The sequence below is a fragment of the Streptomyces sp. NBC_00631 genome (assembly GCF_045206895.1).
Taxonomy (GTDB): Bacteria; Actinomycetota; Actinomycetes; order Streptomycetales; family Streptomycetaceae; genus Streptomyces.
In genome coordinates this window covers 9,161,058-9,187,729 of record NZ_CP107734.1, presented here as the reverse complement: position 1 = coordinate 9,187,729, position 26,672 = coordinate 9,161,058, and the positions used below count along the sequence as shown (strand labels likewise).

Below are 26,672 nucleotides of genomic sequence, written 5' to 3'. Positions count from 1 at the left end.
CCTAGCGTCGAAGCGACGGGTGAGCGAGGGAGCCAACGTGACGGACACGCGGACACCGCCGAAGGAGCCGGGTGCGGCGCTGCTGAGCGCCGCCCGGTTCTTCCGGCCCGGCACGCCCGCCCCCGACCTGCACAGCGTGGCCCTGACCGGCGGCCGGGAGGCCGACGCCTTCTACCGGGACCGGTGGAGCCACGACAAGGTGGTGCGCTCCACGCACGGGGTGAACTGCACCGGCTCGTGCCGCTGGAAGGTGTACGTCAAGGACGGGATCATCACCTGGGAGACCCAGGAGACGGACTACCCGTCGGTCGGCCCCGACCGCCCCGAGTACGAGCCCCGCGGCTGCCCGCGCGGCGCCGCGTTCTCCTGGTACACGTATTCGCCGACGCGGGTGCGTCATCCCTACGTCCGGGGCGTGCTCCTGGAGATGTACCGGGAGGCGAAGCAGCGGCTCACGGACCCGGTGCTCGCGTGGGCGGACATCCAGAACGATCCGGAGCGCCGCCGCCGTTACCAGCGGGCCCGCGGCAAGGGCGGCCTGGTGCGGGCGAGCTGGGACGAGGCGGTGGAGATCGCCGCCGCCGCGCAGGTGCACACGATCAGGACGTACGGCCCGGACCGGATCGCGGGCTTCTCCCCCATCCCCGCGATGTCGATGGTGTCGCACGCGGCCGGCGCCCGCTACCACTCCCTGATCGGCGCCCCGATGCTGTCGTTCTACGACTGGTACGCGGACCTGCCGGTGGCCTCCCCGCAGGTCTTCGGCGACCAGACGGACGTGCCGGAGTCAGGTGACTGGTGGGACGCGGCCTATCTGATGATGTGGGGCTCGAACGTCCCGGTGACCCGCACCCCGGACGCGCACTGGATGGCGGAGGCCCGCTACCGCGGCCAGAAGGTCGTGGTCGTCTCTCCCGACTACGCGGACAACGCGAAGTTCGCCGACGAGTGGCTGCACCCGCACCCCGGCACCGACGGCGCGCTCGCCCTCGCCATGGGCCACGTGATCCTCAAGGAGTTCTTCGTCGACCGCGAGACCCCGTTCTTCGCGGACTACGTACGGAAGTTCACCGACCTGCCGTTCCTGGTGACGCTCACCGAACGGGACGGCGCCTACGTGCCGGGCAAGTTCCTGCGCGCCACCGACCTCGGACAGGACGGCGAGGGCGCCGAGTGGAAGACGGTCGTCCTGGACGCCGTGTCCGGCCGCGCGGTGGTCCCGAACGGCTCCCTCGGTTTCCGCTGGACGGACTCCGGCAAGGGCCGCTGGAACCTGGAACTCGGGTCCGTCGAACCGCAGCTGACGTTGTACGGCAGTGAGGTCGCGGCCGCGGTCGAGGTCCTGCTCCCGCGCTTCGACACGGACGGCGGCGCGCACGGGCAGGGGCGCGGGGACGTGCTGCGGCGAGGGGTCCCGGCGACGCGGCTGGGCGGGGCGAGCGGCCCCCTCGTCACGACCGTCCACGACCTCCTGCTCGCCCAGTACGGCGTGTGGCGGCACGGGCTGCCGGGCCGCTGGCCCACCCACTACGACGACGCCGACGCCCCCGGCACCCCCGCCTGGCAGGAGCGGCACACCTCGGTCCCGGCCGCCAAGTGCGTGAAGATCGCCCGGGAGTTCGCGCGGACCGCCGAACGCTCCAAGGGCCGCTGCATGATCCTGATGGGCGCCGGCACCAACCACTGGTTCCACTCCGAGACCATCTACCGCGCGTTCCTGGCCCTGCTCCAGCTCACCGGCTGCCAGGGCCGCAACGGCGGCGGCTGGGCGCACTACGTGGGACAGGAGAAGTGCCGCCCGGTCACCGGCTGGGCCTGCCTGGCCTCCGCCAACGACTGGTCCCGGCCGCCGCGCCAGATGATCGGCACGGCCTACTGGTTCCTCAACACGGACCAGTGGCGCTACGACGGGTTCGGCGCCGACGCCCTGGCCTCGCCCCTGGGCGCGGGCAGGTTCACCGGGATGACCGGCGCCGACTGCCTCGCGCTGTCGGCCCGTTCGGGCTGGATGCCGTCGTACCCGACCTTCGACCGCAACCCCCTCGAACTCGGTGAGGTGTCCGGCGACCCGGTGGCCGGGGCGGTCGCCGAACTGAGGGCGGGAACCCTGAAGTTCGCGTGCGAGGATCCGGACGCCCCGGAGAACTGGCCGCGCGTCCTGACCCTCTGGCGGGCCAACCTGCTCGGTTCGTCGGCGAAGGGCGCCGAGTACTTCACCAAGCACCTCCTCGGGACGCACTCCTCCCTGCGCGCCGAGGAGGCGGCCCCGGGACGGCGCCCCCGGGACGTGACCTGGCGGGACGAGGCACCCGAGGGCAAGCTCGACCTCCTGCTCTGCCTGGACTTCCGGCAGACCTCCTCCACCCTGCTGTCGGACGTCGTCCTGCCCGCCGCCACCTGGTACGAGAAGCACGACCTGTCGTCGACCGACATGCATCCGTACGTGCACTCCTTCACGCCGGCCGTGGACCCGCCCTGGCAGGCCCGCACCGACTTCGACACCTTCAAGGCGCTCGCGGAGCGGCTGAGCGAGCTGGCCGTCGAACACCTCGGGGTGCGCAGGGACCTGGTGGCCACGCCGCTCCAGCACGACACCCCGGGCGAGACGGCCCAGCCCGGCGGGGTGGTCCGGGACTGGCAGCGCGGGGAGTGCGAGCCGGTGCCCGGCCGGACCATGCCGAACCTGACCGTGGTGGAGCGGGACTACACGGCGATCGGCGCCAAGTTCGCGGCTCTCGGACCTCTGGTGGAGCAACTCGGTCTGCCCGCCAAGGGGATCGTTCTCGAACCTGATCAAGAGGTCGCCCGACTGGCCGAGTTGAACGGCAGGGGATACCGGGGCCGCCCGTCACTCGACACGGCCGTGAAGGCGGCCAACGCCGTCCTCGCGCTCTCCGGCACCACCAACGGCCGCCTCGCCACGCAGGGTTTCCGCACCCTGGAGCAGCGCACGGGGCAGGAGATGGCCCACCTGGCCGCCGAGCACGAGGGCAAGCGGATCACGTACGCCGACACGCAGGCGGCTCCGGTCCCGGTGATCACCTCACCGGAGTGGTCGGGCAGCGAGTCCGGCGGCCGGCGCTACACCGCGTTCACCCTCAACACCGAGCACCTCAAGCCCTGGCACACGCTCACCGGCCGCCAGCACTTCTTCCTCGACCACGACTGGATGCACGAGCTCGGCGAGACGCTGCCCGTGTACCGCCCCCCGCTGGACATGAACAAGCTGTTCGGCGAACCGCGCCTGGGCCCCGACGGCCAGCGTGAGGTGACGGTCCGTTACCTCACCCCGCACAACAAGTGGTCGATCCACTCCGAGTACCAGGACAACCTGTTCATGCTCGCGCTCTCCCGGGGCGGCCAGAACATCTGGATGTCGCCGCAGGACGCGGACGCCATCGGAGTGGGGGACAACGACTGGGTGGAGGCGGTCAACCGCAACGGCGTGGTGGTGGCGCGGGCGGTCGTCTCGCACCGGATGCCGGCCGGCACGGTGTACATGCACCACGCCCAGGAACGCACGGTGGCCGTCCCGAAGACCGAGACCACCGGCAGGCGCGGCGGCATCCACAACTCGCTCACCCGGCTCATCCTCAAGCCCTCGCACCTGATCGGCGGTTACGCCCAGCTGTCCTGGGCCTTCAACTACCTGGGCCCGACGGGCAGCCAGCGCGACGAGGTGACGGTCATCCGGCGCCGCGCCCAGGAGGTCGAGTACTGATGCGTCCGATGGCCCAGATCGCGATGGTGATGAACCTCGACAAGTGCATCGGCTGCCACACCTGTTCGGTCACCTGCAAGCAGGCGTGGACCAACCGGCGGGGCATGGAGTACGTCTGGTTCAACAACGTCGAGACCCGGCCGGGCCAGGGGTATCCGCGCCGCTACGAGGACCAGGAGAGGTGGCGCGGTGGCTGGGAACTGAACCGGCGGGGCGCCCTGAAGCTGAAGGCGGGCGGCCGTCTGCACAAGCTCGCCGGGATCTTCGCCAACCCCAGGCTCCCGGAGATCAAGGACTACTACGAGCCCTGGACGTACGACTACCGGAACCTCACCGACGCCCCGCTCGGCGACGACTACCCGGTGGCCCGCCCGGTCTCCCAGCTCGACGGCAAACCCACGAAGATCGAGTGGTCGTCGAACTGGGACGACAACCTGGCCGGCGCCCCCGCCCACGGCGACCTGGACCCGATGATCGAGCGCACCCGCCAACACGCTTCGGACAAGGTGCGGTTCGAGTTCGAGCAGACCTTCATGTTCTACCTCCCCCGCATCTGCGAGCACTGCCTCAACCCGTCGTGCGTGGCCTCCTGTCCGTCCGGGGCGATGTACAAGCGCGCCGAGGACGGCATCGTGCTGGTCGACCAGGACCGCTGCCGGGGCTGGCGGATGTGCGTGACCGGATGCCCGTACAAGAAGGTGTACTTCAACCACGCCACCGGCAAGGCCGAGAAGTGCACCCTGTGCTATCCGCGGATCGAGGTCGGCCTGCCGACGGTCTGCTCGGAGACCTGCGTGGGCCGGCTGCGCTACCTCGGGGTGGTCCTCTACGACGCCGACAAGGTGACGGCGGCGGCCGAGACCGAGGACGAGAAGGCGCTGTACGAAGCCCAGTTGGGCGTCTTCCTCGACCCGGAGGATCCGGCGGTGCGGCTGGCCTGCGCGGCGGCGGGCATCCCGGACGACTGGACGGAGGCGGCCCGCCGCTCCCCGGTCCACGCGCTGATCAGCAGGTACCGGGTGGCGCTGCCCCTGCATCCGGAGTACCGCACGCTGCCCATGGTCTGGTACATCCCGCCGCTGTCCCCGGTCGTGGACGCGCTCTCCGAGACCGGCCACGACGGCGAGGACGCCGACAACCTGTTCGCCGCGATCGACACCCTGCGCATCCCCCTCGCCTACCTGGCCGAGTTGTTCACCGCGGGCGACCCCGCCCCGGTCCGCGCCTGTCTGGAGAAGCTCGCGGCGATGCGCTCCCACATGCGGGCGCTCAACCTGGGCGAGGAGCCGGACGCGGCGATCGCCACCGCGGTCGGGATGCGGCCGGAGGAGATCGAGGCCATGTACCGGCTGCTGGCGATCGCCAAGTACGAGGACCGGTACGTGATCCCGACGGCGGCCGTCGGTGACGCCCGCCGCCTGGAGGAGTCCGCGCTGCCCGACGGCTGCAGCCTCGACTTCGACGGCGGCCCCGGCATGGGCGGTGACGGCCCCTTCGGCCAGGACTCGGGCCGCAAACTGCTCCCTCTGGTGTCGGTGGAGAACTTCCACATCCTGCGCAGACGGCAGACCGCCGACACTCCCGACGAGGCGAAGGAGGACTGATGCCCTCGGACGCGGTGTTCTACCAGGCGGCGGCGCTCTGCCTCACCTACCCGGACGACGACTTCATCGCCCGGCTGCCGCTGCTGCGCGAAGCCGCCCCGCAACTGCGGGAGTTCACCGACCACGCGACGGTGACCCCACCGCAGGAGCTGGCCGCGCACTACGTGCAGGTCTTCGACTTCAAGAACCGGCACAGCCTCTACCTCAGCTGGTGGCGGGACGGCGACACCCGCCGCCGCGGCATGTCCCTGGTCCGGTTCCAGGACATCTACAAGGCGTACGGCATGGAGTTCACCGGTGAGGAGCTGCCGGACTTCCTCCCCGCCGTCCTGGAGTTCACGGCCCGCACCGGCAACACCGACCTGCTCATGGAGCACCGCGACTGCCTGGCACAACTCCGGTGCAGGCTCTCCGACTTCGGCACCCCGTACGCGTCCGTCCTGGACGCGGTCTGCGCCACCCTGCCGACGGCGCCGACCGGAGCGCGCCCATGACCACACTGCTGTGGGGCGCCCTGCCCTACATCACCTGCGCCCTGCTGGTCGCCGGCCTCGTCTGGCGCCACCGCTACGACAAGTACGGCTGGACCAGCCGCTCCTCCCAGGTCTACGAGTCGCGGCTGCTGAACATCGCCTCCCCCGTCTTCCACTACGGCATCCTGTTCGTCCTGGCCGGCCACCTCGTCGGCCTGTTCGTCCCGGCGTCCTGGACCCGGTCGCTCGGCGTCAGCGAGCACACCTACCACCTGCTCTCCCTCTACGGCGGCACGCTCGCGGGCGTCCTCGCGGTGGCCGGCCTGGCCCTCCTCCTCTTCCGCCGCCGCACCCGGGCCCCGGTCCTGCGCGCGACGACGACGAACGACAAGGTCATGTACCTGGTCCTGGTCGCCGCGACCGTGCTGGGCATGACCGCGAAACTGACCCATGCCTCCGGCGACGGCTACGACTACCGCGGCACCATCGCCCCCTGGGCCCGCAGCCTGTTCACCCTCCAGCCGAAGACGGCACTGATGTCGGACGTCCCGGTCCTCTACCAGATCCACGCGGTCATCGGCATGATCCTCATCGCCCTGGTCCCCTACACCCGCCTGGTCCACATGTTCAGCGCCCCGGTCCAGTACCTGTTCCGCCCGTACGTGGTGTACCGGTCGAGAGACCCCAGGCAGCTGGGCCCCCGCCCGGAGCGGCGGGGCTGGGAGACCACCCGCGACTGAGCTCCTTCCAGTCTCCGGTGTTTCTCCCGCCGCAACGGCGATCAGCCACGACGGCGGAACCCGGCGGTGCCTCACCCACCCGCACCCCTCTCGTCGTCCACGATCTCGGCGTCGACCACTCCTTCCTCCTCGGCTTCAGGCGCCCGCTGTTCCTCGGCCGAACCGCCGGAGGCGGAGGCGGAGGCCGCCGCATACATGGCCTGCCCCATCTGCTGGCTCACGCCCGCCAGTTTCTCCACCCCGCGCCGAAGCTCGGCGGTGTCGGCGTCCCGCTCCAGCAGCGCCTTGAGCTCGGTGACCGCCGCCTCCACATCGGTCTTTGTGCCGCCAGGCACCCGCTCCTCGTTCTCCCGGAGGAACTTCTCCGTCTGGTAGACGAGTTGCTCGGCCTGGTTCCGGGTCTCCGCGGCCTCCCGGCGTTTGCGGTCCTCCTCGGCGTACTGCTCGGCCTCCCGCATCATGCGGTCGATGTCGTCCTTGGGAAGGGCGGAACCCCCGGTCACGGTCATCTTCTGCTCGCGGCCGGTCGCCAGGTCCTTCGCCGAGACGTGCATGATCCCGTTCGCGTCGATGTCGAAGGCCACCTCGATCTGGGGCACCCCGCGCGGGGCGGGCGGCAGACCGGTGAGGTCGAAGACGCCCAGCTTCTTGTTGTACGCGGCGATCTCCCGCTCGCCCTGGTAGACCTGGATCCCCACCGAGGGCTGGTTGTCGGCCGCGGTGGTGAAGATCTCCGAACGCCGGGTCGGAATCGTGGTGTTGCGCTCGATGAGCCTGGTCATGATGCCGCCCTTGGTCTCGATCCCCAGGGACAGCGGGGTGACGTCGAGCAGGAGCACGTCCTTGACGTCACCGCGGATGACACCCGCCTGGAGGGCGGCGCCGACCGCGACCACCTCGTCCGGGTTGACGCCCTTGTGCGGGTCCTTGCCGGTGAGTTCCCGGACCAGGTCGGTGACGGCGGGCATCCGGGTCGAGCCGCCGACCAGGATGACGTGGTCGATCGCCGCCAGCTTCACGCCCGCGTCCTTGACGGCCTGGTGGAAGGGTTTCTTGCAGCGGTCCAGCAAGTCGGCGGTGAGCTCCTGGAACTGAGCCCGAGTCAGTTTCTCCTCCAGATGCAGCGGCCCCTCGGCGGACGCGGTGATGTACGGCAGGTTGATCGACGTCTCCGTGGACGACGACAGCTCGATCTTCGCCTTCTCGGCGCCCTCGCGCAGCCGCTGCACTGCCATCTTGTCGTTGCCGAGGTCGATGCCGTACTGCCCCTTGAAACGCTGCACGAGATGCTCGACGATCCGCTGGTCCCAGTCGTCGCCGCCCAGGTGCGTGTCGCCGTTGGTGGCCTTGACCTCGATCACCCCGTCGCCGATCTCAAGGAGCGACACGTCGAAGGTGCCGCCCCCGAGGTCGAAGACGAGGACCGTCTGCTCCTCACCCCGGTCCAGGCCGTAGGCCAGCGCCGCGGCGGTCGGCTCGTTGATGATCCGCAGCACCTTCAGGCCGGCGATCTCCCCGGCCTCCTTGGTGGCCTGCCGCTGCGAGTCGTCGAAGTACGCGGGTACGGTGATCACCGCGTCGGTGACGTCCTCGCCGAGGTAGGCCTCGGCGTCCCGCTTCAGCTTCTGCAGTACCCGTGCCGACAGCTCCTGTGCCCGGAACCGGGTGCCGTCGACGCTCCCGCTCTCCGGGAACCGCCAGCCCGCGTCGCCCATGTGCCGCTTCACCGAGCGCGCGGTGCGCTCCACGTTGGTCACCGCCTGCCGCTTGGCGACCTCGCCGACCAGCACATCGCCGTTCTTCGCGAAGGCCACGACCGACGGGGTGGTGCGCGCCCCCTCGGCATTGGCGACGACGGTGGGCTCACCGCCCTCCAGCAGGGCCACCACCGAGTTCGTCGTACCGAGGTCGATACCGACCGCACGTGCCATGTCCGTCCCCTTCCGCCCAGGGCGCTTCCCCGACTCCAGCACAAAACTTGAGCGAGCCGTTGTCAATGCCGGGTACCCCGTGAACGACGATGCCGCGCCCCGGGAAGGAGGGGCGCGGCATCGCGGCGGATACGGTGCTCAGGCGAGCTTCGCGTCCAGGGTGATGGTGGTGCCGGCCAGGGCCTGGCTGACCGGGCAGTTCTTCTTGGCGTCCTCGGCGGCGGCGGCGAAGCCCTCCGCGTCCAGGCCCGGGACCGTGCCCTCGACGGTCAGGTGGATGCCGGTGATGCCGGTGCCCGGCTGGAAGGTCACGTCGGCGTTGGTGACCAGCTTGGCGGGCGGGGTGCCGGCACCGGTCAGGGCGTGCGAGAGCGCCATGGAGAAGCAGCTGGAGTGGGCGGCCGCGATCAGCTCCTCGGGGCTGGTCCTGCCGTTGGCCTCCTGGGAGCGCGAGGCCCACGTGACGGGCTGCTCGCCGATACCGGAGGAGTCGAAGGTGATAACGCCGTTGCCCTCGGTAAGGCTGCCTTCCCAGACGGTGTGTGCGGTGCGCGTGGTAGCCACGGTTGTTCCTTTCGGTGATGAAGGCGAACGAACCGGTTCGCTCGCCCCCATCCGATCACATCAGCGCTCACCGCACCCGGAAGACCGGCCCACGGGGAGTGAACGGCAGGCGACGTCCGTCCGGGATCAGATAGGCGTGCTCACGGCGGACCCGCAGCACGTCGCACCAGCCGTCGGTGATCACCAGGACCGGCGCGGCGGGCGGGAAGTCGTCGGCGCGCTGGAGCAGGTCGATGCCGGGCTGCAGGACCGTGCCGCCGCGGCCGTGCACCCGGACCCGGCCGGCGATCTCGGTGGTCGGGAGATAGCCGGCGTCGTGCGGAGCCGCGTCGCAGAAGACGACGCGCGCGGCCGGGACGTCGCGGGCCTCGGCGTAGGAGGCGATCGCGCCGAGGGCCTTGCCGAGCAGGGCGCGGTCCATGGAGCCGGAGGTGTCGAGGACCACGCCGAAGGTGCAGCGGGCGACCTCCTCGGGCGGGAAGTACCGGCCCGCGCGCGGAATGTCCGGGGTCGACGACTGCCGGCGCGAGGGGCGGGCGTAGGACCGTACGGCCTCCGGGCGTGGCACGAACTCGTCGAACCACCTGGCCAGCCGGGCGTCCCAGGGCAGCGGTGGATGGCTGAGCGCGCGGATCTCCTCGACCAGGCCGCCGGGCAGCAGGCCCCGGTCCTGCGTCTGGTGCAGGTCGAGCCCCTGGCACAGCCCCCGGCGGTAGAACTCGTCGAGGTCCACGTAGGCGCCGGGCGGCCCGAGCGGCGCGCCGAGCACATCACCGCGTCCTTTGCCGCGCAGCGTGGCGAGCCGCCGCATCCTTCTGAGGTCGACGGCGATCCGGTCGTACACCTCCTCGGCCGAGAGATCCGTCAACTCGGCGTCGTACAGCAGCCCTTCGGGCATCGTGCCGACGCGCATGCCGACCAGCCAGCCGTTGATGACGTAGTCGCAGGCGATGTTGAAGAGGTAGGGGTCGCGGCTGCCGAGGCGGTCGCCGTGGCGCAGGGCGGCGTGCAGCATCTCGTGGGCGAGGACGAACCGCCACTCCTCGTCGTCCATGGTCCGCAGCGGGTTGACGTAGATCTCGCCGGCCTCGGGGTTGACCGCGGCGACGGCGATGTCGTGGGCGCGGGCCAGTTCGGCGTCGGCGACGAGTCTGATGCCGGCCGCGATGCCGCCGAGCAGCGGGTAGGAGGAGACGAACCAGCTCAGTGCCTGTTCCCAGGGGCGCAGCGGGGTGGGCGGGCCGGTCATGGAGGTGCGGCGGCCGCCGGCCAGGTCCATCGCCCGGGACATGGTGCGGGTCAGCGCGTGCGCGAATCCCACCTGCCAGTCGGGCACCCGTCCGGCCCACTGGTTCCAGGAGAGCAGGAGCTGGTCGGGCTCACCGCCGCTGGTCCCGCCGTGCTCGTAGGCGGCCGGGATGCCACCGGTGCGCCGCCAGCCGGCGGCGAGCCGCTCCTCGTCGCCCTCCGGGTAGGAGGCGGGCAGGTGGCCGGGGGCCTCGCCGACCGGGAAGGTCTGCAGGAAGCGGTTGACGACCGTGCAGCGGGCGGCCAGGTCGTAGCGGTCGGGCTGGGTGCGCGGCCCGGTGGCGGCGGGCAGGTGGCCGAAGCCGAGATGGATGGTGCAGTGCGCCAACGCCCAGGCCCACTCGCCCGGTTCGGCACGCCGGGTGGCGTGCGCGTGCAGGACACCGTCGGAATCCGCCCGTACCAGCCCTTCCCGGGGGCCGAGTTCGCACTTCTCGTGCCGGCAGATGGTGAACTCCACGGCGCGAAGCGCGGGGTTGGCCCGGAGCAGCTCGACGCCGGCCGCGAAGTTCTCGGCGGCCGGGTCCTGCTTCCTGCGGGCGGCGGCTCGGCTCATCGCCGGGCCTCCACCAGCCGGGGCATGTCCCGGGCCGCCTCGATCAGGAACCAGGCGGGCAGCACCGGGTTGCCGTCGGGGTCGGAGGCGATGACGGTCTGGGCGACCTCGACGGAGATCTCGGCGAGCTGCACCAGCAGCGACTTGGCGCGGTACGCGGTCTGCCGCCCGTTCGCCGACATGTGCTCCTTGTCGGCGGGCAGTTCCTTGACCAGCCGCCCCCGGAACGACTCCGCGAGGTAGTACAGCAGGTCGCGGTCCTCGATCCGGGGCGGCCACCCCGCGTCCCCCTTCAGGATCGCCTCGATCCCGAACCGGCTGCGCACGATCTTGACGTATCCGCAGAAGGCGGTGGCGTGCGCGGGTGTCAGCGTGCCGTGCGCCAGGACCTTCAGCGTCCCCTCGTCCAGATCGGTTCCGAAGGAGTGCAGGGCGTCGGAGAGCATGTGCCAGGAGCGCGGGGTGGAGAACGGCTCCTCGGTCTTCGGCGGCCTGGACCACAGGTGGTCGGGCCGGTCGGTGAGGTGGTCCAGGATCCACGGATGGATGCCGTTGGCCGCGGCCCAGGCGAGCCAGTCGTGCGCGGAGGCCTCCAGGTGGACGTGGGCCAGCCGGTTGACGAGCGCGGAGGCGATGGGCCGGGCGAGGGCGTTGTCGGTGGCCCGGTTGCCGGCCCCGATCACGATCGAGCCCCTGGGCAGCTCGTAGTTCCCGATCCGCCGGTCCAGGATCAGCGAATAGAACGCCTTCTGCACATCAGGGGTGGCCGCGTTCAGCTCGTCCAGGAACAGGCAGTACGGCTCGTCCCGGGCGATCGACTCGGGGGGACAGAACACGGACCGTCCGTCCCGGATCTGCGGGACACCGATCAGATCCTCCGGAGCGAGCTGCGTTCCGAGCAGACTCACACACTCCAGCCCGAGCGACTCGGCGAACTCCCGCACCAGGGAGGACTTCCCGATGCCGGGGGCGCCCCAGATGAACACGGGCCGGACGGTGGCGAGGCCGAGGAGGAGTTCGGGGATGCGGGCCGGGGTGACGGATACGGCTGCCTGCAAAGGGAAGGCTCCTGAGGAGTGTTCGGGAAAGCTCGGTTGGGACCGACTCGAACAGTGTGTGTCGGGAGCCAAGCGAACGCAGCCGATTTTTCGCCGGTGGGGACGCGCCCCGACAGGGGCGCGCGGCTGTGTCGACGTGCGGCTCCGCCGCGTGGGCGCGAGCAACCCCCACCGGCCCGCAGTGAGCCGACTACGCGGCCCTCTCCCCCTCCGCCGGCAACGGAACCTGCGGCCCGTCCGCCTCCCGAAGCCACCGCCGCAGCACCCCGTGCACGGCCTCGGCCCCCACCAGCTCCTCGCCCTCCCCCACCGGTGCGGACACACAGACCGGCGACAACAGGAACGGCCGCCCCTGCGCACCCCCCAGCCCCCCGTGCGACCCGATCTGCTCCTCGAACGCGAGGACTTCGCCGCTCTGCGGGTCGTAGCACGAATTCACCATGATGTCGGCGGTGTGCGGAAACGCGTGCGTGCGCCGTACGGCCTCCCCGGCCCCCGGCCCGAAGGCGCCGAGCGGCCCCGCGTGGCTGTCGAGCCGGTCGAGCGGGATCTCCGCGCCGTACGCGCCGAGCACCACCCCGCCGTGTGCCTCGCTGCGCACCAGCAGGAAGCCGATGCCGGGATGGTTGGCGAGGGTGGTGAGCAGGGCCGGGTGGCGGGCGTCCAGCTCCTCCTTGGTCATGCGGTGCGGCACGTCCGGGAAGGAGATCAGGCCGAGGTTGCCGGAGGCGAGCACGATCGGCTCCGAGCCCCGGGGCGGCCGGTGCTTCCCGCCGCCCTCCTCGACCGGCCTGCGCAGCGCCGCGCGGACGGCGGCCCGCGCCTCCGTACCGCTGTGGGTGCGCTCGGCCCGCCGCGGCACGTGCAGTCCGCAGCCGGCCCGTACCAGATCGCCGAGGGTGAGCCCGTAGCGGGAGTGGAAGGTCTCGCCGGGGCTCTGCCCGTGGTCGGACAGGACGACGATCCGGTACTGCCGGGGGGCGTGTTCGGCGGCCTTCTCGATCAGCGCGAGGGAGCGGTCCAGGCGTTGCAGCACCTTCTCGGTGTCACGGCTGTGCGGGCCGGAGTGGTGGGCGACCTCGTCGTAGGCGACGAGGTCGGCGTAGACGGCGGTGCGGCCGCCGAGCAGGTCTCCCATGACCGCGGCGACGACGACGTCCCGCTCGACGACGGTCGCGAAGGCGCGGACGAAGGGGTAGAGGCCGCCGCGCTTGACGCGCGGGCGCTGTCTGCGCAGCCGGGCCCTGCCGGCCTGGCCGATCTCGCGGGCGGCCTCGGCGAAGAAGGAGAGCGCGGTGCGGACGGCGTTGGCGGGGTCGGCGAAGTACGCGAAGTAACCGGCGCGGGAACGGTTCTCCCGGCCGCGGCGGCGGGTGGCTATCGACAGGACGAGGGCCTGTTCGCCGGCGCCGCCGCTGAAGAGGTTGCCTCGGCTGGCGCCGTCCAGAGTGAGCAGTCCCCCGTCGGCGGTGCGCTCGATCGCCCGGCGCTGGAGTTCGGCGGCGCTGGTCGGCCGGTTGCAGACCATCACCTCACGGTGCTCCTTCTCGTACCAGCGGAAGGCGGGCACGTCGAAGGTGGAGCCGTGCAGGATGCCGAGCTGGCTGGCGCCGGTCTGGCTGGACCAGTCGGTGCGCCACGGGGTGAGCCGGTGGGTGGCGGCGAGCCATCCCGCCACGGTCGGCATCAGGCCCTTGGCCACCGCGGCCGTGAGGACGTCGTGGCCGACGCCGTCGAGCTGGAGGAAGACGGTGCCGGGGGTGGCCGGGCAGGGCGGGTGGGATCGGCGGCGGCGGGTGGCGAGGCGGGAGAGCCGGTGCCGGTAGGCGTCGTCGTCGCGGACGGCGAGGGCGCCGCCGGTGGCGGAGGCGACGGCCGACATCACGGCGGCCACGATCACGGCGGTCTCCGGCGCGGCCTCGCTCTGCCCGGAGGGGTTGATGCGCAGCGCGACGAGGAGGAGGGAGCCGTTGAGGAAGAAGACGAGCAGGCCGAGGACGAGGGCGGGTACGAGCAGCAGGAGCCGTACGAGCAGGGGCCAGACGACGGCCGACAGCACACCGAAGGCGCCGGCGCCGAGGGCGGCGGTCATGGCGATGCGGGTGGCGCTGTCACCGTCGGGGGACTGGAGCTGGAAGTCGGGCAGGATGCCGGCGAGGACCAGCATGGTGGCGGTGGAGACCGCCCACACCGTGACGCTCCGCCCGATCTGACTGACGACCCGCCGCCACCGCACGCCCCACCGACCTCACGCCCGCGACCCGCGCCGGCCGCGGGTCTGCCGCCGCCCACCCTGTCACACGGCTGATTGCCGGATGCGGGTGAACGCCGATCACAGCGGTACCGGGCGGGGTCCTACCTGCCGTCGTAGCCCGCCGTCGGCATCGACAGGCGGCGGTGGACCACGGCCTTCATCCGGGCGTCGTAGCGGGGTTCCGCGCGGCCCACCGTCTCCACCCGCACCCCGCGTCTCGCGCACTCCGCCATGAAGTCGTCGACCGACGACAGCGCGCTCTCCAGGACCCGTCTGCTCGGGGCGACGAAGACGTCGAGGCCCGGCCGGACGCCCGTCCACAGGGCGCTGTGGTCGTGGCGCAGGCCGCGGACCAGGAGTTCGCGGGCGATGACGTATCCGTGTTCCACGGCCCAGCGCGCGCACATCGCGTGCTGGCTGCGGGAGTCGACCAGGAAGGGGTCGATCTCCAGTTCCTCCAGGGGTGTAAGACTCGCGATCGCGGTCACCCGCACCGGCGCGAGCCCGCCGGAGGCACCCCGCACCTGTCCCATGGCGTCCCCCTCACCTCCGGGTTTCGCCGCCGACCCTACTCCTGCACGTAGGCTTCGGGGAGTCGCGCGAAGGAGGCAAAGAGGTGCCGGTGGAGATCACCTGGTGGGGTCACGCCACCTGCACGATCGAGGATTCGGGCGTACGACTGCTCACCGATCCTCTGTTCGCGCGCCGGCTCGCTCATCTGCGCCGCCGCCGGGGCGCCCCGCCCCCGCCCGAGGCCCGCCGCGCGGACCTCGCGCTCGTCTCCCACCTGCACGCGGACCACCTGCACGTCCCCTCACTGGCCGGGCTCGCCCCGGGCACGCGCCTGCTTGTGCCCCGGGGCGCACGACGGGCGGTGCCCGCGCTCCGTCGGCTCCGGCACCTGCGCATCACCGAGGTCGGTGTCGGCGACGAGATACACGTCGGCCACCTCGTCGTACGCGCCGTACCCGCGCTGCACGACGGCCGCCGGCTGCCCGTCGGCCCGCATCGCTCCCCCGCCCTCGGATACGTCGTCGAGGGGGCGGCGCGGACGTACTTCGCCGGGGACACCGGGCTGTTCGACGAGATGGCCGAGGTGGTGGGCCCGGTGGACGTGGCACTGCTGCCGGTCGGCGGCTGGGGGCCGTACCTCGGCGAGGGGCACCTGGACGCCGGGCGGGCGGCGCGCGCGCTGGCCCTGCTGGCGCCGCGCAGCGCGGTGCCGGTGCACTACGGCACGTACTGGCCGATCGGCATGGATGCTGTGCGCCCCCATGAATTCCATGCGCCCGGTGATGAGTTCGTGCGCCTCGCGGCCGAGTACGCGCCGGGGGTGGCGGTGCACAAGCTCGGCCACGGGGAGGGCGTGCGGCTGGAGGTCGCACGGTGAGACTGCTGCTGGTCGTGGCGGCCGCCGCCGGGTCCACGGCGGCGACCTCGTCGTCCACCGAGTCCGCGCAGCAGGCGATCGGGTATCCGACGCTGTTCCTGCTGGTGCTGATCGGGGCGCTGGTGCCGGTGGTGCCGACGGGGGCGCTGGTGAGTTCGGCGGCGGTGGTGGCGTTCCATCAGACGGCGCCATTCGCGCTGGCGCTGGTGTTCGTGACGGCGTCGCTGGCGGCCTTCCTGGGGGATGCGGCGCTGTACTGGCTGGGGCGGCGGGGGCTGCGGTCGAAGAACGGGTCCCGGTGGCTGGAGGCGATACGGTCGCGGGCGCCGGAGGAGCGGTTGGAGCAGGCGCAGTCGAAACTGGCCGAGCACGGGGTCGCGGTGCTGGTGCTGTCACGGCTGGTGCCGGCTGGTCGGATTCCCGTGATGCTGGCGTGTCTGCTGGCGGAGTGGCCGCTGCGGCGGTTCGCGCGGGGCAACGCGCCCGCCTGTCTGGCGTGGGCGGCGACGTATCAGGTGGTCGGGATTCTGGGTGGGTCGCTGTTTCCGGAGCCGTGGGAAGGGGTGGTGGCGGCGGTGGGGCTGACCGTGGTCATCGGTATGGCGCCGACCGCGTGGCGGCGGGTTCGATCTGCCGGGTGACGGTGCGTGGCGGGGCGCGGGTGCGTCTTGGCTGGTCGCGCTCACGCGGCGGCAGCCGCACAGGGACACGGCCCCGCGCCCCTGAAGGGCGCTCTAGCTGACGGCGTTGTCAGCTGAAGCACGCTCCAGAATCCTCGAACCGCCCACCGGCAGGTCCCAGAGGTCCTCCCGCGCCAGCCCCGCTCTCTCCCAGGCCGCCCGCACCCGCGTCAGCGGCTCCAGGACCGGTTCTGCCGACAGGATGAACGTGCCCCAGTGCATGGGTGCCATCCGCCGCGCCCCCAGGTCCTGCGTCGCCCGGACCGCCTCCTCCGGGTCGAGGTGGACGTCGCTGAGCCACCAGCGTGGGTCGTAGGCGCCGATGGGCATCAGGGCGAGGTCGATGCCGGGGTGGCGGCGGCCGATGCGGGAGAACCAGTGGCCGTAGCCGGTGTCGCCGGCGAAGTAGACGCGGCCGCCGTCGGGCGCCGTGAGGACCCAGCCGCCCCACAGGCTGCGGCAGGTGTCGGTGAGGGTGCGCTTGGACCAGTGGTGGGCGGGGACGAAGTCGAGGCGGATCCCGGACAGTTCGGCCGCCTCCCACCAGTCCAGCTCGGTGACGGTGGTGAAACGGCGGCGCCTGAACCAGCCGCCGAGCCCGGCCGGCACGAACATCGGGGTGTCGCGCGGCAGGCGGCGCAGCGTGGGGGCGTCCAGGTGGTCGTAGTGGTTGTGGCTGATGACGACCGCGTCGACGCGTGGCAGGGTCTCCCAGGGGACACCGATCGGGGTGACTCGGGCGGGGGTGCCGAGGATACGGCGGGACCAGACCGGGTCGGTGAGGACGGTCAGGCCGCCGATCCGGAGGACCCAACTGGCGTGTCCCGCCCAGGTGACGGCAACGGTGTCGGCGTCCACGCGGGGCAGCGGGCCGGGTTCACAGGGCAGCAGGCCGACGTCGGCGAGGCCCTCGCGGCCGGGGCGGACCGAGCCCTCGCGGGCGAAGCGCGCCATGGCCTTGAGGCCGGGCAGCGGGGCGGTCAGGCGATCGTGGAAGGTCCGCGGCCAGACCCGGAGTTCGCCCAGCGGGCGGGGTTCGGCGAGCGGCGGGGACGGAGGCGCGTAGGGACCGGCGTCTCTGGTCGTCGTGGCGGTCGTCGTGGAGGCGGTCTTCGTGGGGGCAGGCGTCGTGGAGGCGGTCTTCGTAGGGGCAGGCGTCGTGGGGGCAGTCGTCGTGGACCCTGGCTCATGCGTCTGCTGCGTCATCGAGGAGGCTCCCATCGCTGAGCGTCGTCGCGGAGATCGCCGAGTACCGACCTCAAGGACATCAACGCGCGTTGCACGTGTGGCAGTTCCAACGGCGTGGGTGAGGTGAGGCATTCCTGGCGTTCCGCGTCGGTGCCGCCCAGCAGTGGCCCGGTGGCGAGCCGGACGCGCAGCGCGCCGAGGTCGTCGCCGAAGCGGTGCCCGCCGGGCGCCGGCATGCCCAGCCGGGTGGTGAGGAAGTCCTCCAACTCCTGTGCGTCACCGACCCCGTGGGCGCCGAGCGCGGCGCGCAGCGGTTCCAGGTCGGCGTACAGGTGACGGCCGGCCTGCGGCGGCCGGGCCAGAGCGCCGCCGGCGACGACCGCGGTGTGCGCGGCGGCCGCCACGCGCGCGTGCAGCCGTACGGCGGCCTCCCGGCGGGCGGTGACGGGCTCGGGCTCGTCGAGCGCGTGGCGCGCGGCGACCGCGACCGGTTGGGCGAGGCGGGCGCCCAGCGCCGTGAGGATGTCGAGGACGCGCGCGTGCAGGGCCGTGCCGGTGGCGCCCGCCGGGAACCGGGCGACGGCGGCGGGCCAGCCGGCCGGCAGCAGGGCGCCGGCCAGGTCGGTGACCACGGTGACCCGGTCCGGGAGCATCTCGGCGGGGCTGAGCAGCACGGTGGCGTCCGGGGCGTGCAGGGTGTCGCGCCAGGTCTCGTCGCTGACCAGGTGCAGTCCCGCGCCGGTCGCGGCCTCCACGGTCTCGTGCAGCAGTTCGGGCGGGGCGACCGTGGCGGTGGGGTCGTCGGCGACGGAGAGCACGAGCAGCCGGGGGTCGCCGCCCTCCTCCCGGACCCGGCGCACGGTCTCCAGCAGCGCGTACGGATCGGGCGCGCCTCCCGACTCGGCCGGGGTGGCCACGTGGAAGACCGGCCGGCCGAGGAGCCTGGCGTACGGCGCCCACCAGGCGGCGCAGGGGCGCGGCACCAGGACGTCGCCGCCCAGCGCGGCGGTGAACGCCAGCAGCAGGGCGGGGGCACCGGGTCCGGCGGCCACCCGGCCGAGCGGGGTGGGCAGTCCGCGGCGGTCCCAGTAGCCGCGGGCCGCGTCCAGCAGCGCCGGTCCGCCGCCGACGGGCTCCTCAGCGCCCCGGTTCGCGGCGGCGGCCAGGACGGCGGCGAGCTCGGGCAGGACGGGCAGCCCGTCGTCGGGCAGCGGCGGGCCGTAGCGGACGGGGCCGTGGCCTTCGGGCGGCGTCGGCGCGCCCTCCTGCGTGGGGCTGCCGTTCGCCGGTCCGTGGGACCCGGGATCCGTTCGCCGCATGTCGCCTCCGCGCAGTCCGTGGTGCCGTGTGCTGTCCGGTCCGGGTCGTGCGTACGGTGCCGGAGCGGTCGCTCCGGGGTACCCGGTGGCGGCCCGGTCACCCGTCCGCGCCGGCCCTCCCGCCCCACAGCCGCCCGCCCCACAGCCGCCCGCCCCACAGCCGGTACGCGGCGCCGCAGCAGGCGGCCACGATCAGCATCCCGCCCGCGACCAGCGCCGGTACGGACGTGCTGTAGGCGCCGCCGTCGCCTGCGGCCACCCCGTGCTGCACGCCCGCCGCGGCGCAGAGGCCGCCGTCACCGCCGCGTGTCCCCTGGCACTCCCGCCCGTCGCCGCCATCGCACGACTGCTGGGCCCCGGCGCACGGCCGCTCGCCGTCGCCCCGGGGGACGGCGCCGTCCTCGCCCCGAGGATCCGCGGCGTCCCCGTCACCGCGAGGCCCGCGAGAGGCCGCACCTTCGTCGCCGGGAGAGACCATTCCCTCGTCACCACGGCCGGCGATGTCTCCGTCACCACGGCCGGCGATGTTCTCGTCACCACGGTCGGTGGTGCCCACGTCACCGTGAGGAGCCGTTCCCTCGTCACCGCGGCCGAACGTGCCGTCGTCTCCGCGTGGAGCTGTCGCGTCGTCCCCGCCGCCGACCGCCGCCCCGTCGTCCCCGTGCGGGGCCGCCGCTCCCCCGTCCCCCGGGGGCAGTGCGCCACCGCCGACCTGCGGCATCGCGCCATCGCCGCCCTGGACAAGCGTGCCGCCGACTCCCGCGGAAGCGGTGCCGGCGCCGTCGCCCCGTGCCAGGGCCAGGTGCGTGCTCCAGGGCCGCCCCTGCTGTCCGCTCGCCGCCGGGCAGGTCCCGCCGACGGTCCAGGTGCCGTCCGGCCCGGACCCCGCCGCGTCCCTCTCCGTGTAGGTCAGCGGCGTGTCCCCGGAGACGACCCGCGCGGTGCCCCGATAGGTGAGCCCGCCGCTCTGTTCGACCCTGGCCAGCCGGACGGTGTGCCCGGCGAACGCCGACGACGTGGCGTCGATGGCCACGGGCTCGTGTCCGCCGGCCTTCTCGCAGGTGACGGAGACGATGACGGTGGCACCCGGCCGGGCGCTGCCGGGGCTGACCTCGGCGGCGGGGTCGGCGGCCGCGACGGCCGTGCCGGTGGCGCCGCACGCGGCACCCGCCAGGACGGCGACGGACAGGGCGCGAACGGTGCGGCGCATGGGAGGAGCTCCTTGCACGGACGACTCGGAGGCACGGGGCCCGTACCCCCGCAGCCATCACAGCCCGCCGCACGCGCCGCCGCGCGCGGCCGGACCCCATTCGCGGGACACGCGCCCTCTTTCGGGTGACGCCGCGGCCCGGTTCAGGCGGGGCGGGAACAGCCGGGTGGATCCCTGTGTCGGCCCCCTGTCCCCGGGTACGCGGTCCGCACCCCTGATGTACCTGGAGGGAGAACATGCAGCGAGGCAGTGCCCGGCTGAACGTGCACCGGGACGACGAGATGAAGCACGAGCTCCAGGGCCTGCTCAGGTCCGGGCATCCGACACGCACCGAGGACTGGAACGACCCCGAGCCGCCGGCGGAGGACGATCCGGAGGTGTACCGCGGTCCGAGGGTGCCGGGGACCAGCGAGCGGCCGTCCCCGGAGAGCGTACGGCTGGAGCTGGCCAGGTCCCTGACCCGGCACGACTTCCCGGCGACGGCGCGGGAGCTGGCCGGCGCGCTGCGGCGCGGGAACGCCCACGACGACCTGGTCGAGCGGGTTTCCCGGCTGCCGCGCTCGGCGCGCTACCGCAACCTGCTGGCGCTGGCCGAGGCGGTGACCGCCGGGGAGTGAGCGGGGGCGCAGGAGGACCAGACCGCGCGTCGGCGGGCCGCCCGTCCGCCGGCGCGCCTCGGAAAGGAGTGAACATCATGCGTATCGCGTTTCTGGCCGCGCCCGAGGGCGTCGAGCAGGTGGAGCTGACCGAGCCGTGGAAGGCGGCCTCCGACGCCGGGCACGAACCGGTGCTGGTGTCGACGGAGCCGGGGAAGATCCAGGCTTTCGATCACCTGGACAAGGCGGACACGTTCCCGGTGCACGAGGTGGTCGGCGAGACGTCGGCGGAGTCGTTCGGGGCGCTGGTGCTGCCGGGCGGGGTGGCCAATCCGGACTTCCTGCGGATGGACGAGAAGGCCGTCGCGTTCGTGAAGGCCTTCTTCGACAGCGGGCGGCCGGTCGCGGCGATCTGCCACGCGCCCTGGACGCTGGTCGAGGCCGATGTCCTGCGCGGCCGGACGCTGACGTCCTGGCCGAGCCTGCGGACCGACATCCGCAACGCGGGCGGCACCTGGGTCGACGAGCAGGTCAAGGTCTGCGACGGCGGCCCGAACAAGCTGGTCACCAGCCGTAAGCCGGACGACCTCAAGGCGTTCTGCGAGGCCTTCCTCGACGCGTTCGCCGAGTAGTCCGGGACCGCAGGCCGCGCCGGGGGGCCCGCGGCCTCAGCTCGCGGAGGCGCCCGGTGTCGCCGTCTCGGCGCAGTTCCGCTCCCGGGCGCCCTCCCGGGTGCGGCCGGAGGCGACGAGACGGCGCGGATTGCGCCGCAGGTACTCGCCCTCCAGCTGCGCCATCCGCTCGTTGTGAGCCCGCAGCGCGTCGTTCGAGCCGTACAGCAGGGTGTCGTGGCGCGTCCGGTGGATGGTCTCCAGCTCCTTCATGAGCTGCTGGTCGTCCAGCCGGCTGGGGTCGACTCCGGTCATGGTGGTACCCCGCTCGTCGTGTGGGTCCCGGCGGTCCGGATTCCTGCCTCCACTGTACGAACATCCGGGCGCGCGGGCCTCCCTGGGGCACCGGCCTACCGCACCCGCTCCACCCGGCGCTCGTCCCACACCGGCGCCGGGGTCTCACGGACCCGGCCGTCGCTGCCGAAGACCAGGTAGCGGTCGAAGGAGCGGGCGAACCAGCGGTCGTGGGTGACGGCGAGCACCGTGCCGTCGAAGGCCTCAAGACCCTCCTGGAGGGCCTCGGCGGACTCCAGGTCGAGGTTGTCGGTCGGCTCGTCCAGGAGCAGTGCCGTCACGCCCTGCAGCTCCAGCAACAGGATCTGGAAGCGGGCCTGCTGGCCGCCCGACAGCCGCTCGAAGTTCTGTTCCGACTGCTGGGTGAGTTCGTAGCGGCGCAGCCGGGACATGGCCGCGCCGCGGTCCTGGGAGTGCTCCGTCCACAGGATGTCCAGCAGGGTGCGGCCCTCCAGCTCGGGGTGGGCGTGGGTCTGCGCGAAGTGCCCGGGCACCACCCGCGCGCCCAGCTTCCACTGCCCCGTGTGCGCCACGTCCTCGCCGGCCAGCAGCCGCAGGAAGTGGGACTTGCCGGAGCCGTTGGAGCCGAGGACGGCGACCCGCTCGCCGTAGAAGACCTCCAGGTCGAAGGGTTTCATCAGGCCGGTGAGTTCGAGCTGGGCGCAGGTGACGGCCCGTACGCCGGTACGGCCGCCCTTGATGCGCATCCTGATGTCCTGCTCGCGCGGCGGCTCGGGCGGCGGGCCGGCCTCCTCGAACTTGCGCAGCCGGGTCTGGGCGGCCGCGTACCGGGACGCCATCTCGTGGGAGACGGAGGCGGCCTGGCGGAGGTTGAGCACCAGCTTCTTCAGCTGGGCGTGCTTCTCGTCCCAGCGGCGGCGCAACTCCTCGAAGCGGGCGAAGCGCTCGCGCCGGGCCTCGTGGTAGGTGGCGAAGCCGCCACCGTGCACCCAGGCGTCGGCGCCGGTCGGCGAGGGCTCCACGGAGACGATCTTCTCGGCGGCGCGGGCGAGGAGTTCACGGTCGTGGGAGACGAACAGGACCGTCTTGCGGGTCTCCTTCAGCTGCTGTTCCAGCCAGCGTTTGCCGGGCACGTCGAGGTAGTTGTCCGGCTCGTCGAGCAGCAGCACCTCGTCGGTGCCGCGGAACAGCGCCTCCAGCACCAGCCGCTTCTGCTCTCCGCCGGAGAGGGTGCGCACCTGCCGCCACTGGGCCTTCTCGTACGGCACCCCGAGCGCGGCCGTGGTGCACATGTCCCAGAGGGTCTCGTGCTCGTAGCCGCGCACCTCGGCCCAGTCGGCGAGGGCCTGCGCGTACCGCAGCTGGGCCGCCTCGTCGTCGACGGTCATGAGGGCGTGCTCGGCCTTGTCGACGGCCCGCGCGGCCTCCCGGATCCCCGGCGGGGCGACGGACACCAGCAGGTCGCGCACGGTCGTCTCGTCCCGCACGGAACCCACGAACTGGCGCATCACGCCGAGACCGCCGCCCACGGCCACGGTGCCGCCGTGCGGCTTCAGCTCGCCGGAGATCAGCCGCAGGAGCGTGGTCTTGCCGGCGCCGTTGGGCCCGACGAGGGCGACGGCGGCACCCTCGCCGACCCTGAAGGAGACATCGCCGAGCAGCGCCCTCCCGTCGGGGAGGTAGTACTCAAGGTGCGCGGCTTCGAGGTGTCCCATGGTGAGGGATTCTGCGGGGCACCCGTGGCCGGGGGCAAACCGTTATCGGGGCGACATCTTCGGGTGCGGGTCCGGTGGGGGCTGGTCGCGCAGTTTCGCGCGCCCCTGACGGGGCGCTGCAGCGAGGGGCGCCACAGACGCGCCCCAAAGGGGCGCGGGACTGAGTCACTATGCGGCTTCCGCCGCGGGGGCGCGAGCAACCACGACGCACCCGCACCCGAAAGTCCTCGGCGGCCCCCCTACCCCACCGGCTCCCCCGTCGGCCCGCTCGCCCCCGTCGGCGCCACCACTGCACCCTCCCAGGACAGCGCCTTCCAGCCGTCCGCCGGAGAACCCTCCAGAATCACCACGCCCGTGTTGCCGAGCGGCCGGGACGCCGCGAAGGGCACGTCGACATTGTCGGCGCGGGCCGCCGTCCACATGCGGATCGCGGCGCCGTGGCTGACCATCGCGACCGTCCCGGCGCCGCTCGCGGCGGCCTCCGCGATCACGGCGTCGTAGCGGCCCAGGGCCTCGTCCCCGGTCTCCCCGCCGGGCATGCGCAGCGCGGTGTCCCCGGCCGCCCAGGCGAACACGGTCCGCATGTACCGCTCGCCCTGCTCGGAGTGGCCGGGCAGCATTTCCAGGTCGCCGGCGAAGACCTCCCGGATGCCGTCGCGGACGACCGGGTCGAGACCGCGGGCGGCGGCCAGCGGGGCGGCGGTGAGCTGGGTGCGGGTGAGGGTGGAGACGTAGAGGGCCTCGATGTCCTCGTCGGCGAGGGCCCCGGGGAGGGCCGCCGCCTGCTGCTCGCCGAGGGCGGTCAGACCGGGGCCTGGTACGGCGGTGTCGAGGAGGTAGTCGACGTTGGTCGGGGTCTGCCCATGACGTATGAGGAGCAGGCGCATCCACGGGTTCCTCTCACTCGACCGCACCAGGTACGGCAGAAAAGTGCCACTTCAGGGTAACCGCACCCGCATGAGCCCAGACGTCGACCTGACCGTCCCGAAGCCCGGCCGGCACGCCCTGCGCGACCGGCTCCTCGCCCTTGACAGCCGGCTGTTCGAGATCGCCGCCGAGCGGAACTGGCCGTTCGCCGAGCCGGTGCTGCCCCGGCTGAGCCGGAGCGCCAACCACGGAGTGCTGTGGTTCGCGACCGCGGCCGCGGTGGCCGCGACCCGCACGCCCCGGGCCCGCCGGGCCGCCGCCCGCGGCCTGGCCTCGCTCGCCTTGGCCTCCCTGACCATCAACACCCTCGGCAAGCGCTCGGTGCGGCGCCCCCGGCCGCTCCTGGACCCGGTGCCGGCGGTACGGCTCCTGAAGCGGCAGCCGATCACCACCTCGTTCCCCTCCGGGCACGCCGCGTCGGCGGCGGCCTTCGCGGCCGGGGTCGCCCTGGAGTCCCCGGCGTGGGGTGCGGTGGTGGCGCCGGTGGCGTTCTCCGTGGCGATGTCCCGGGTCTACACGGGCGTGCACTTCCCGAGCGACGTACTCGCGGGCGCGGCGCTGGGCGTCGGCGCCGCGTTCGCCGTACGGCGGCTGGTGCCGACCCTGGCGCAGACCGGCCCGCCGCCCCGGCCGCGCGCCGAGGCCCCGGCGCTGCCCGGCGGGGAGGGTCTGGTGGTGGTGGCCAACCGGGCCTCCGGAACGGCCGACCGGATGCGGGTGCTGCGCCACGAGTTGCCGGAGGCGGAGCTGGTGGAGTGCGAACCGGGCGAGGTGAAGGAGGAGTTGGCGAAGGCGGCGCTGCGGGCGCGGGCTCTCGGGGTGTGCGGCGGCGACGGCACCGTGAACGCGGCGGCCCGCATCGCCCTGCGCCATGGGCTGCCGCTCGCGGTGCTGCCCGGTGGCACCCTCAACCACTTCGCCCACGACCTGAGCGTGGAGGACGGCCGGGGTCTCGGCCAGGCGGTGCGCGAGGGCGAGGCGGTCCGGGTGGACGTGGGCCGCTTCACCTCCGGCGACCGGCAGGGCGTCTTCCTCAACACCCTGAGCCTGGGCGTCTATCCGGAACTGGTCCGGGAGCGGGAGCACTGGGCGCACCGGATCGGCAGCTGGCCCGCCGAGGTGCTGGCCGCGGTGCGCGTGCTGCGCACGGACCGGCATCCGATGAAGGTCGAACTGCGCGGGGAGACACATCCGTTGTGGCTGCTGTTCGTCGGCAACTGCCACTACCGCCGGATGGGGCTGGCCCCGGGCCGCCGCACCGACCTGGCCGACGGGCAGCTCGACGTGCGGGTGGTGCACGGCGGCCGGCACCCCGCGCTGCAGCTGCTCTCCGCCGCCCTCGCCGGCCCGCTGACCCGCTCTCCCGCGCATGCCGAGGCACGGGTGAGCCGGCTGCGCCTGACCGGTATCGCGGCCGGGACACCACTCGCGTACGACGGTGAAGTCATCGATGTGGCAGGTGAGATGACCGTCGACAAGCTGCCGGAGGCGCTGACCGTGTACCGGCCGCTGCCCTGATCCGCGGACCCGCCTGATGAACAGTCAGTCCATATAGTAAAACGCGGGTCTCATTATTCGGCATGCGGGCGTAGCGTCGTGGATACCGCGGGACGGGGTCGTCCGGCCCCGTCCGCCGGTGTGACGCGAAGGGGTCGAGCCATGTCGAAACCGCAGGAGACCGCTGTCTACACGCACGGGCACCACGAGTCGGTGCTGCGTTCCCACACGTGGCGCACCGCCGCCAACTCGGCCGGCTATCTGCTCGGTTCGCTCAAGCCGCACATGCGGATCCTGGACATCGGGTGCGGCCCCGGGACGATCACGGCCGACCTGGCGGAACTGGTTCCGGACGGACAGGTCACCGGTGTCGACCGGGCGCCGGGCATCCTGGAGCAGGCCCGGGCGACCGCCGCCTCGCGCGGCCTGGCGAACGTGGACTTCGCGGTCGCCGACGTGCATGCGCTGGACTACCCGGACGACACCTTCTGCGTGGTCCACGCCCACCAGGTGCTCCAGCACGTGGGCGACCCGGTGCAGGCCCTGCGCGAGATGCGCCGGGTCACCAGGCCCGGCGGTTTCATCGCCGTACGCGACGGGGACTACGCGGCGATGACCTGGTACCCGGCGGTGCCCGGTCTGGACGACTGGCTGGAGCTGTACCGGCGGGTCGCCCGGGCCAACGGCGGCGAGCCGGACGCCGGACGGCGGCTGAGGTCCTGGGCGCTGGCGGCCGGGCTCACCGACATCACGGCCACGTCCAGCACGTGGACGTACAGCACGGCCGAGGAGCGGGCCTGGTGGGGCCGGCTGTGGGGGGACCGCACCGTCGCCTCGGCCTACGCCGAGCTGGCCACGGAGGGCGGCCACGCGACCACGGAGCAGCTGGCGGGGATCGCGGCCGCCTGGCGGGAGTGGGCGGGGCGCGAGGACGGCTGGTTCGCCGTACTGCACGGAGAAATTCTGTGCCGTAAGTGAGCCTGATCCGCGGATTTCGGGAAACCCGCTTTGCAGG

General features: G+C 72.8%; 22 protein-coding genes. 10 read left to right on the top strand and 12 right to left on the bottom strand.

All coding sequences use genetic code 11. The features are described 5' to 3' along the window. The first annotated feature begins 37 nt into the window (after positions 1–37). The 4 genes from OHB00_RS41835 to narI are packed head-to-tail and all read left to right on the top strand — an operon-like array spanning position 38 to position 6,538. Entirely contained in the window at positions 38–3,721 is a 3,684-nt protein-coding gene (locus tag OHB00_RS41835; protein WP_406442946.1) for a nitrate reductase subunit alpha, read from the top strand. After that, the gene (gene narH / locus OHB00_RS41830; RefSeq protein ID WP_406442944.1) at positions 3,721–5,325 is read left to right on the top strand and encodes a nitrate reductase subunit beta; all 1,605 of its coding nucleotides are present in this window, start codon (positions 3,721–3,723) and stop codon (positions 5,323–5,325) included. Before OHB00_RS41835 ends, narH begins: the two co-directional genes overlap by 1 nt. Then, on the top strand, positions 5,325–5,819 hold the full coding sequence (narJ, locus tag OHB00_RS41825) for a nitrate reductase molybdenum cofactor assembly chaperone (RefSeq protein WP_406442942.1): 495 nt from the start codon (positions 5,325–5,327) through the stop codon (positions 5,817–5,819). Before narH ends, narJ begins: the two co-directional genes overlap by 1 nt. Beyond that, positions 5,816–6,538 (top strand): respiratory nitrate reductase subunit gamma, encoded by a 723-nt coding sequence (gene narI, locus OHB00_RS41820; RefSeq protein WP_406442940.1) that lies wholly within the window; start codon positions 5,816–5,818, stop codon positions 6,536–6,538. Before narJ ends, narI begins: the two co-directional genes overlap by 4 nt. 71 nt (positions 6,539–6,609) lie before the next feature. Here the strand turns inward: narI and dnaK are convergent, their stop codons facing one another. The 6 genes from dnaK to OHB00_RS41790 all read right to left on the bottom strand — a co-directional run bounded on the left by dnaK (position 6,610) and on the right by OHB00_RS41790 (position 14,742). Next, positions 6,610–8,469: a molecular chaperone DnaK gene (gene dnaK / locus OHB00_RS41815; protein WP_406442938.1), complete on the bottom strand. Its 1,860-nt coding sequence runs from the start codon at positions 8,467–8,469 to the stop codon at positions 6,610–6,612. 138 nt (positions 8,470–8,607) lie between these two features. Continuing rightward, positions 8,608–9,033, bottom strand: coding sequence for an OsmC family protein (locus OHB00_RS41810; RefSeq protein ID WP_406442936.1), 426 nt, complete (start codon positions 9,031–9,033; stop codon positions 8,608–8,610). Between the two features lie 67 nt (positions 9,034–9,100). Further along, positions 9,101–10,897 (bottom strand): DUF2201 family putative metallopeptidase, encoded by a 1,797-nt coding sequence (locus OHB00_RS41805; RefSeq protein ID WP_406442934.1) that lies wholly within the window; start codon positions 10,895–10,897, stop codon positions 9,101–9,103. Continuing rightward, on the bottom strand, positions 10,894–11,955 hold the full coding sequence (locus OHB00_RS41800; protein WP_406442932.1) for an ATP-binding protein: 1,062 nt from the start codon (positions 11,953–11,955) through the stop codon (positions 10,894–10,896). Before OHB00_RS41800 ends, OHB00_RS41805 begins: the two co-directional genes overlap by 4 nt. Before the next feature lie 190 nt (positions 11,956–12,145). Next, positions 12,146–14,191, bottom strand: coding sequence for a phage holin family protein (locus OHB00_RS41795; RefSeq protein WP_406442930.1), 2,046 nt, complete (start codon positions 14,189–14,191; stop codon positions 12,146–12,148). A 119-nt stretch (positions 14,192–14,310) separates the two neighbouring features. Beyond that, the gene (locus tag OHB00_RS41790; protein WP_406442928.1) at positions 14,311–14,742 is read right to left on the bottom strand and encodes a hypothetical protein; all 432 of its coding nucleotides are present in this window, start codon (positions 14,740–14,742) and stop codon (positions 14,311–14,313) included. Between the two features lie 83 nt (positions 14,743–14,825). Between OHB00_RS41790 and OHB00_RS41785 the strand changes: the two genes are divergently transcribed. Then, positions 14,826–15,599 carry an MBL fold metallo-hydrolase gene (locus tag OHB00_RS41785; RefSeq protein ID WP_406442927.1) on the top strand — a complete coding sequence of 258 codons (774 nt, stop codon included), beginning with the start codon at positions 14,826–14,828 and terminating at the stop codon, positions 15,597–15,599. A 2-nt stretch (positions 15,600–15,601) separates the two neighbouring features. After that, positions 15,602–16,240, top strand: coding sequence for a DedA family protein (locus OHB00_RS41780; protein ID WP_406446205.1), 639 nt, complete (start codon positions 15,602–15,604; stop codon positions 16,238–16,240). Positions 16,241–16,333: 93 nt separating this feature from the next. Here the strand turns inward: OHB00_RS41780 and OHB00_RS41775 are convergent, their stop codons facing one another. The 3 genes from OHB00_RS41775 to OHB00_RS41765 all read right to left on the bottom strand — a co-directional run bounded on the left by OHB00_RS41775 (position 16,334) and on the right by OHB00_RS41765 (position 19,996). Continuing rightward, positions 16,334–17,485 (bottom strand): MBL fold metallo-hydrolase, encoded by a 1,152-nt coding sequence (locus tag OHB00_RS41775; RefSeq protein ID WP_406442925.1) that lies wholly within the window; start codon positions 17,483–17,485, stop codon positions 16,334–16,336. Further along, positions 17,482–18,786: an aminotransferase class I/II-fold pyridoxal phosphate-dependent enzyme gene (locus OHB00_RS41770; protein ID WP_406442924.1), complete on the bottom strand. Its 1,305-nt coding sequence runs from the start codon at positions 18,784–18,786 to the stop codon at positions 17,482–17,484. The genes OHB00_RS41775 and OHB00_RS41770 overlap by 4 nt, the downstream gene beginning before the upstream one ends. Before the next feature lie 97 nt (positions 18,787–18,883). Beyond that, on the bottom strand, positions 18,884–19,996 hold the full coding sequence (locus tag OHB00_RS41765; RefSeq protein ID WP_406442922.1) for a hypothetical protein: 1,113 nt from the start codon (positions 19,994–19,996) through the stop codon (positions 18,884–18,886). Between the two features lie 236 nt (positions 19,997–20,232). Here OHB00_RS41765 and OHB00_RS41760 point away from each other — a divergent pair, with 236 nt between their 5' ends. Together OHB00_RS41760 and OHB00_RS41755 are read left to right on the top strand one after the other, a co-directional pair. Next, positions 20,233–20,613, top strand: a complete 381-nt coding sequence (locus OHB00_RS41760; protein ID WP_406442920.1) for a DUF2795 domain-containing protein — start codon at positions 20,233–20,235, stop codon at positions 20,611–20,613. Between the two features lie 77 nt (positions 20,614–20,690). Beyond that, positions 20,691–21,224 carry a type 1 glutamine amidotransferase domain-containing protein gene (locus tag OHB00_RS41755; RefSeq protein ID WP_406442918.1) on the top strand — a complete coding sequence of 178 codons (534 nt, stop codon included), beginning with the start codon at positions 20,691–20,693 and terminating at the stop codon, positions 21,222–21,224. A gap of 36 nt (positions 21,225–21,260) precedes the next feature. Here the strand turns inward: OHB00_RS41755 and OHB00_RS41750 are convergent, their stop codons facing one another. From OHB00_RS41750 to OHB00_RS41740, 3 genes are all read right to left on the bottom strand, one after another. Continuing rightward, entirely contained in the window at positions 21,261–21,518 is a 258-nt protein-coding gene (locus OHB00_RS41750) for a DUF6158 family protein (protein WP_406442917.1), read from the bottom strand. A 95-nt stretch (positions 21,519–21,613) separates the two neighbouring features. Continuing rightward, a complete protein-coding gene (locus tag OHB00_RS41745; protein ID WP_406442915.1) occupies positions 21,614–23,233 on the bottom strand; it encodes an ABC-F family ATP-binding cassette domain-containing protein in 1,620 nt (539 codons plus the stop codon). 239 nt (positions 23,234–23,472) lie between these two features. Continuing rightward, entirely contained in the window at positions 23,473–24,120 is a 648-nt protein-coding gene (locus OHB00_RS41740) for a histidine phosphatase family protein (protein ID WP_406442913.1), read from the bottom strand. Positions 24,121–24,190: 70 nt separating this feature from the next. Between OHB00_RS41740 and OHB00_RS41735 the strand changes: the two genes are divergently transcribed. Together OHB00_RS41735 and OHB00_RS41730 are read left to right on the top strand one after the other, a co-directional pair. Then, positions 24,191–25,678 carry a bifunctional phosphatase PAP2/diacylglycerol kinase family protein gene (locus OHB00_RS41735; protein WP_406442911.1) on the top strand — a complete coding sequence of 496 codons (1,488 nt, stop codon included), beginning with the start codon at positions 24,191–24,193 and terminating at the stop codon, positions 25,676–25,678. Positions 25,679–25,819: 141 nt separating this feature from the next. Then, entirely contained in the window at positions 25,820–26,635 is an 816-nt protein-coding gene (locus tag OHB00_RS41730; protein WP_406442909.1) for a class I SAM-dependent methyltransferase, read from the top strand. Positions 26,636–26,672 lie beyond the last annotated feature (37 nt).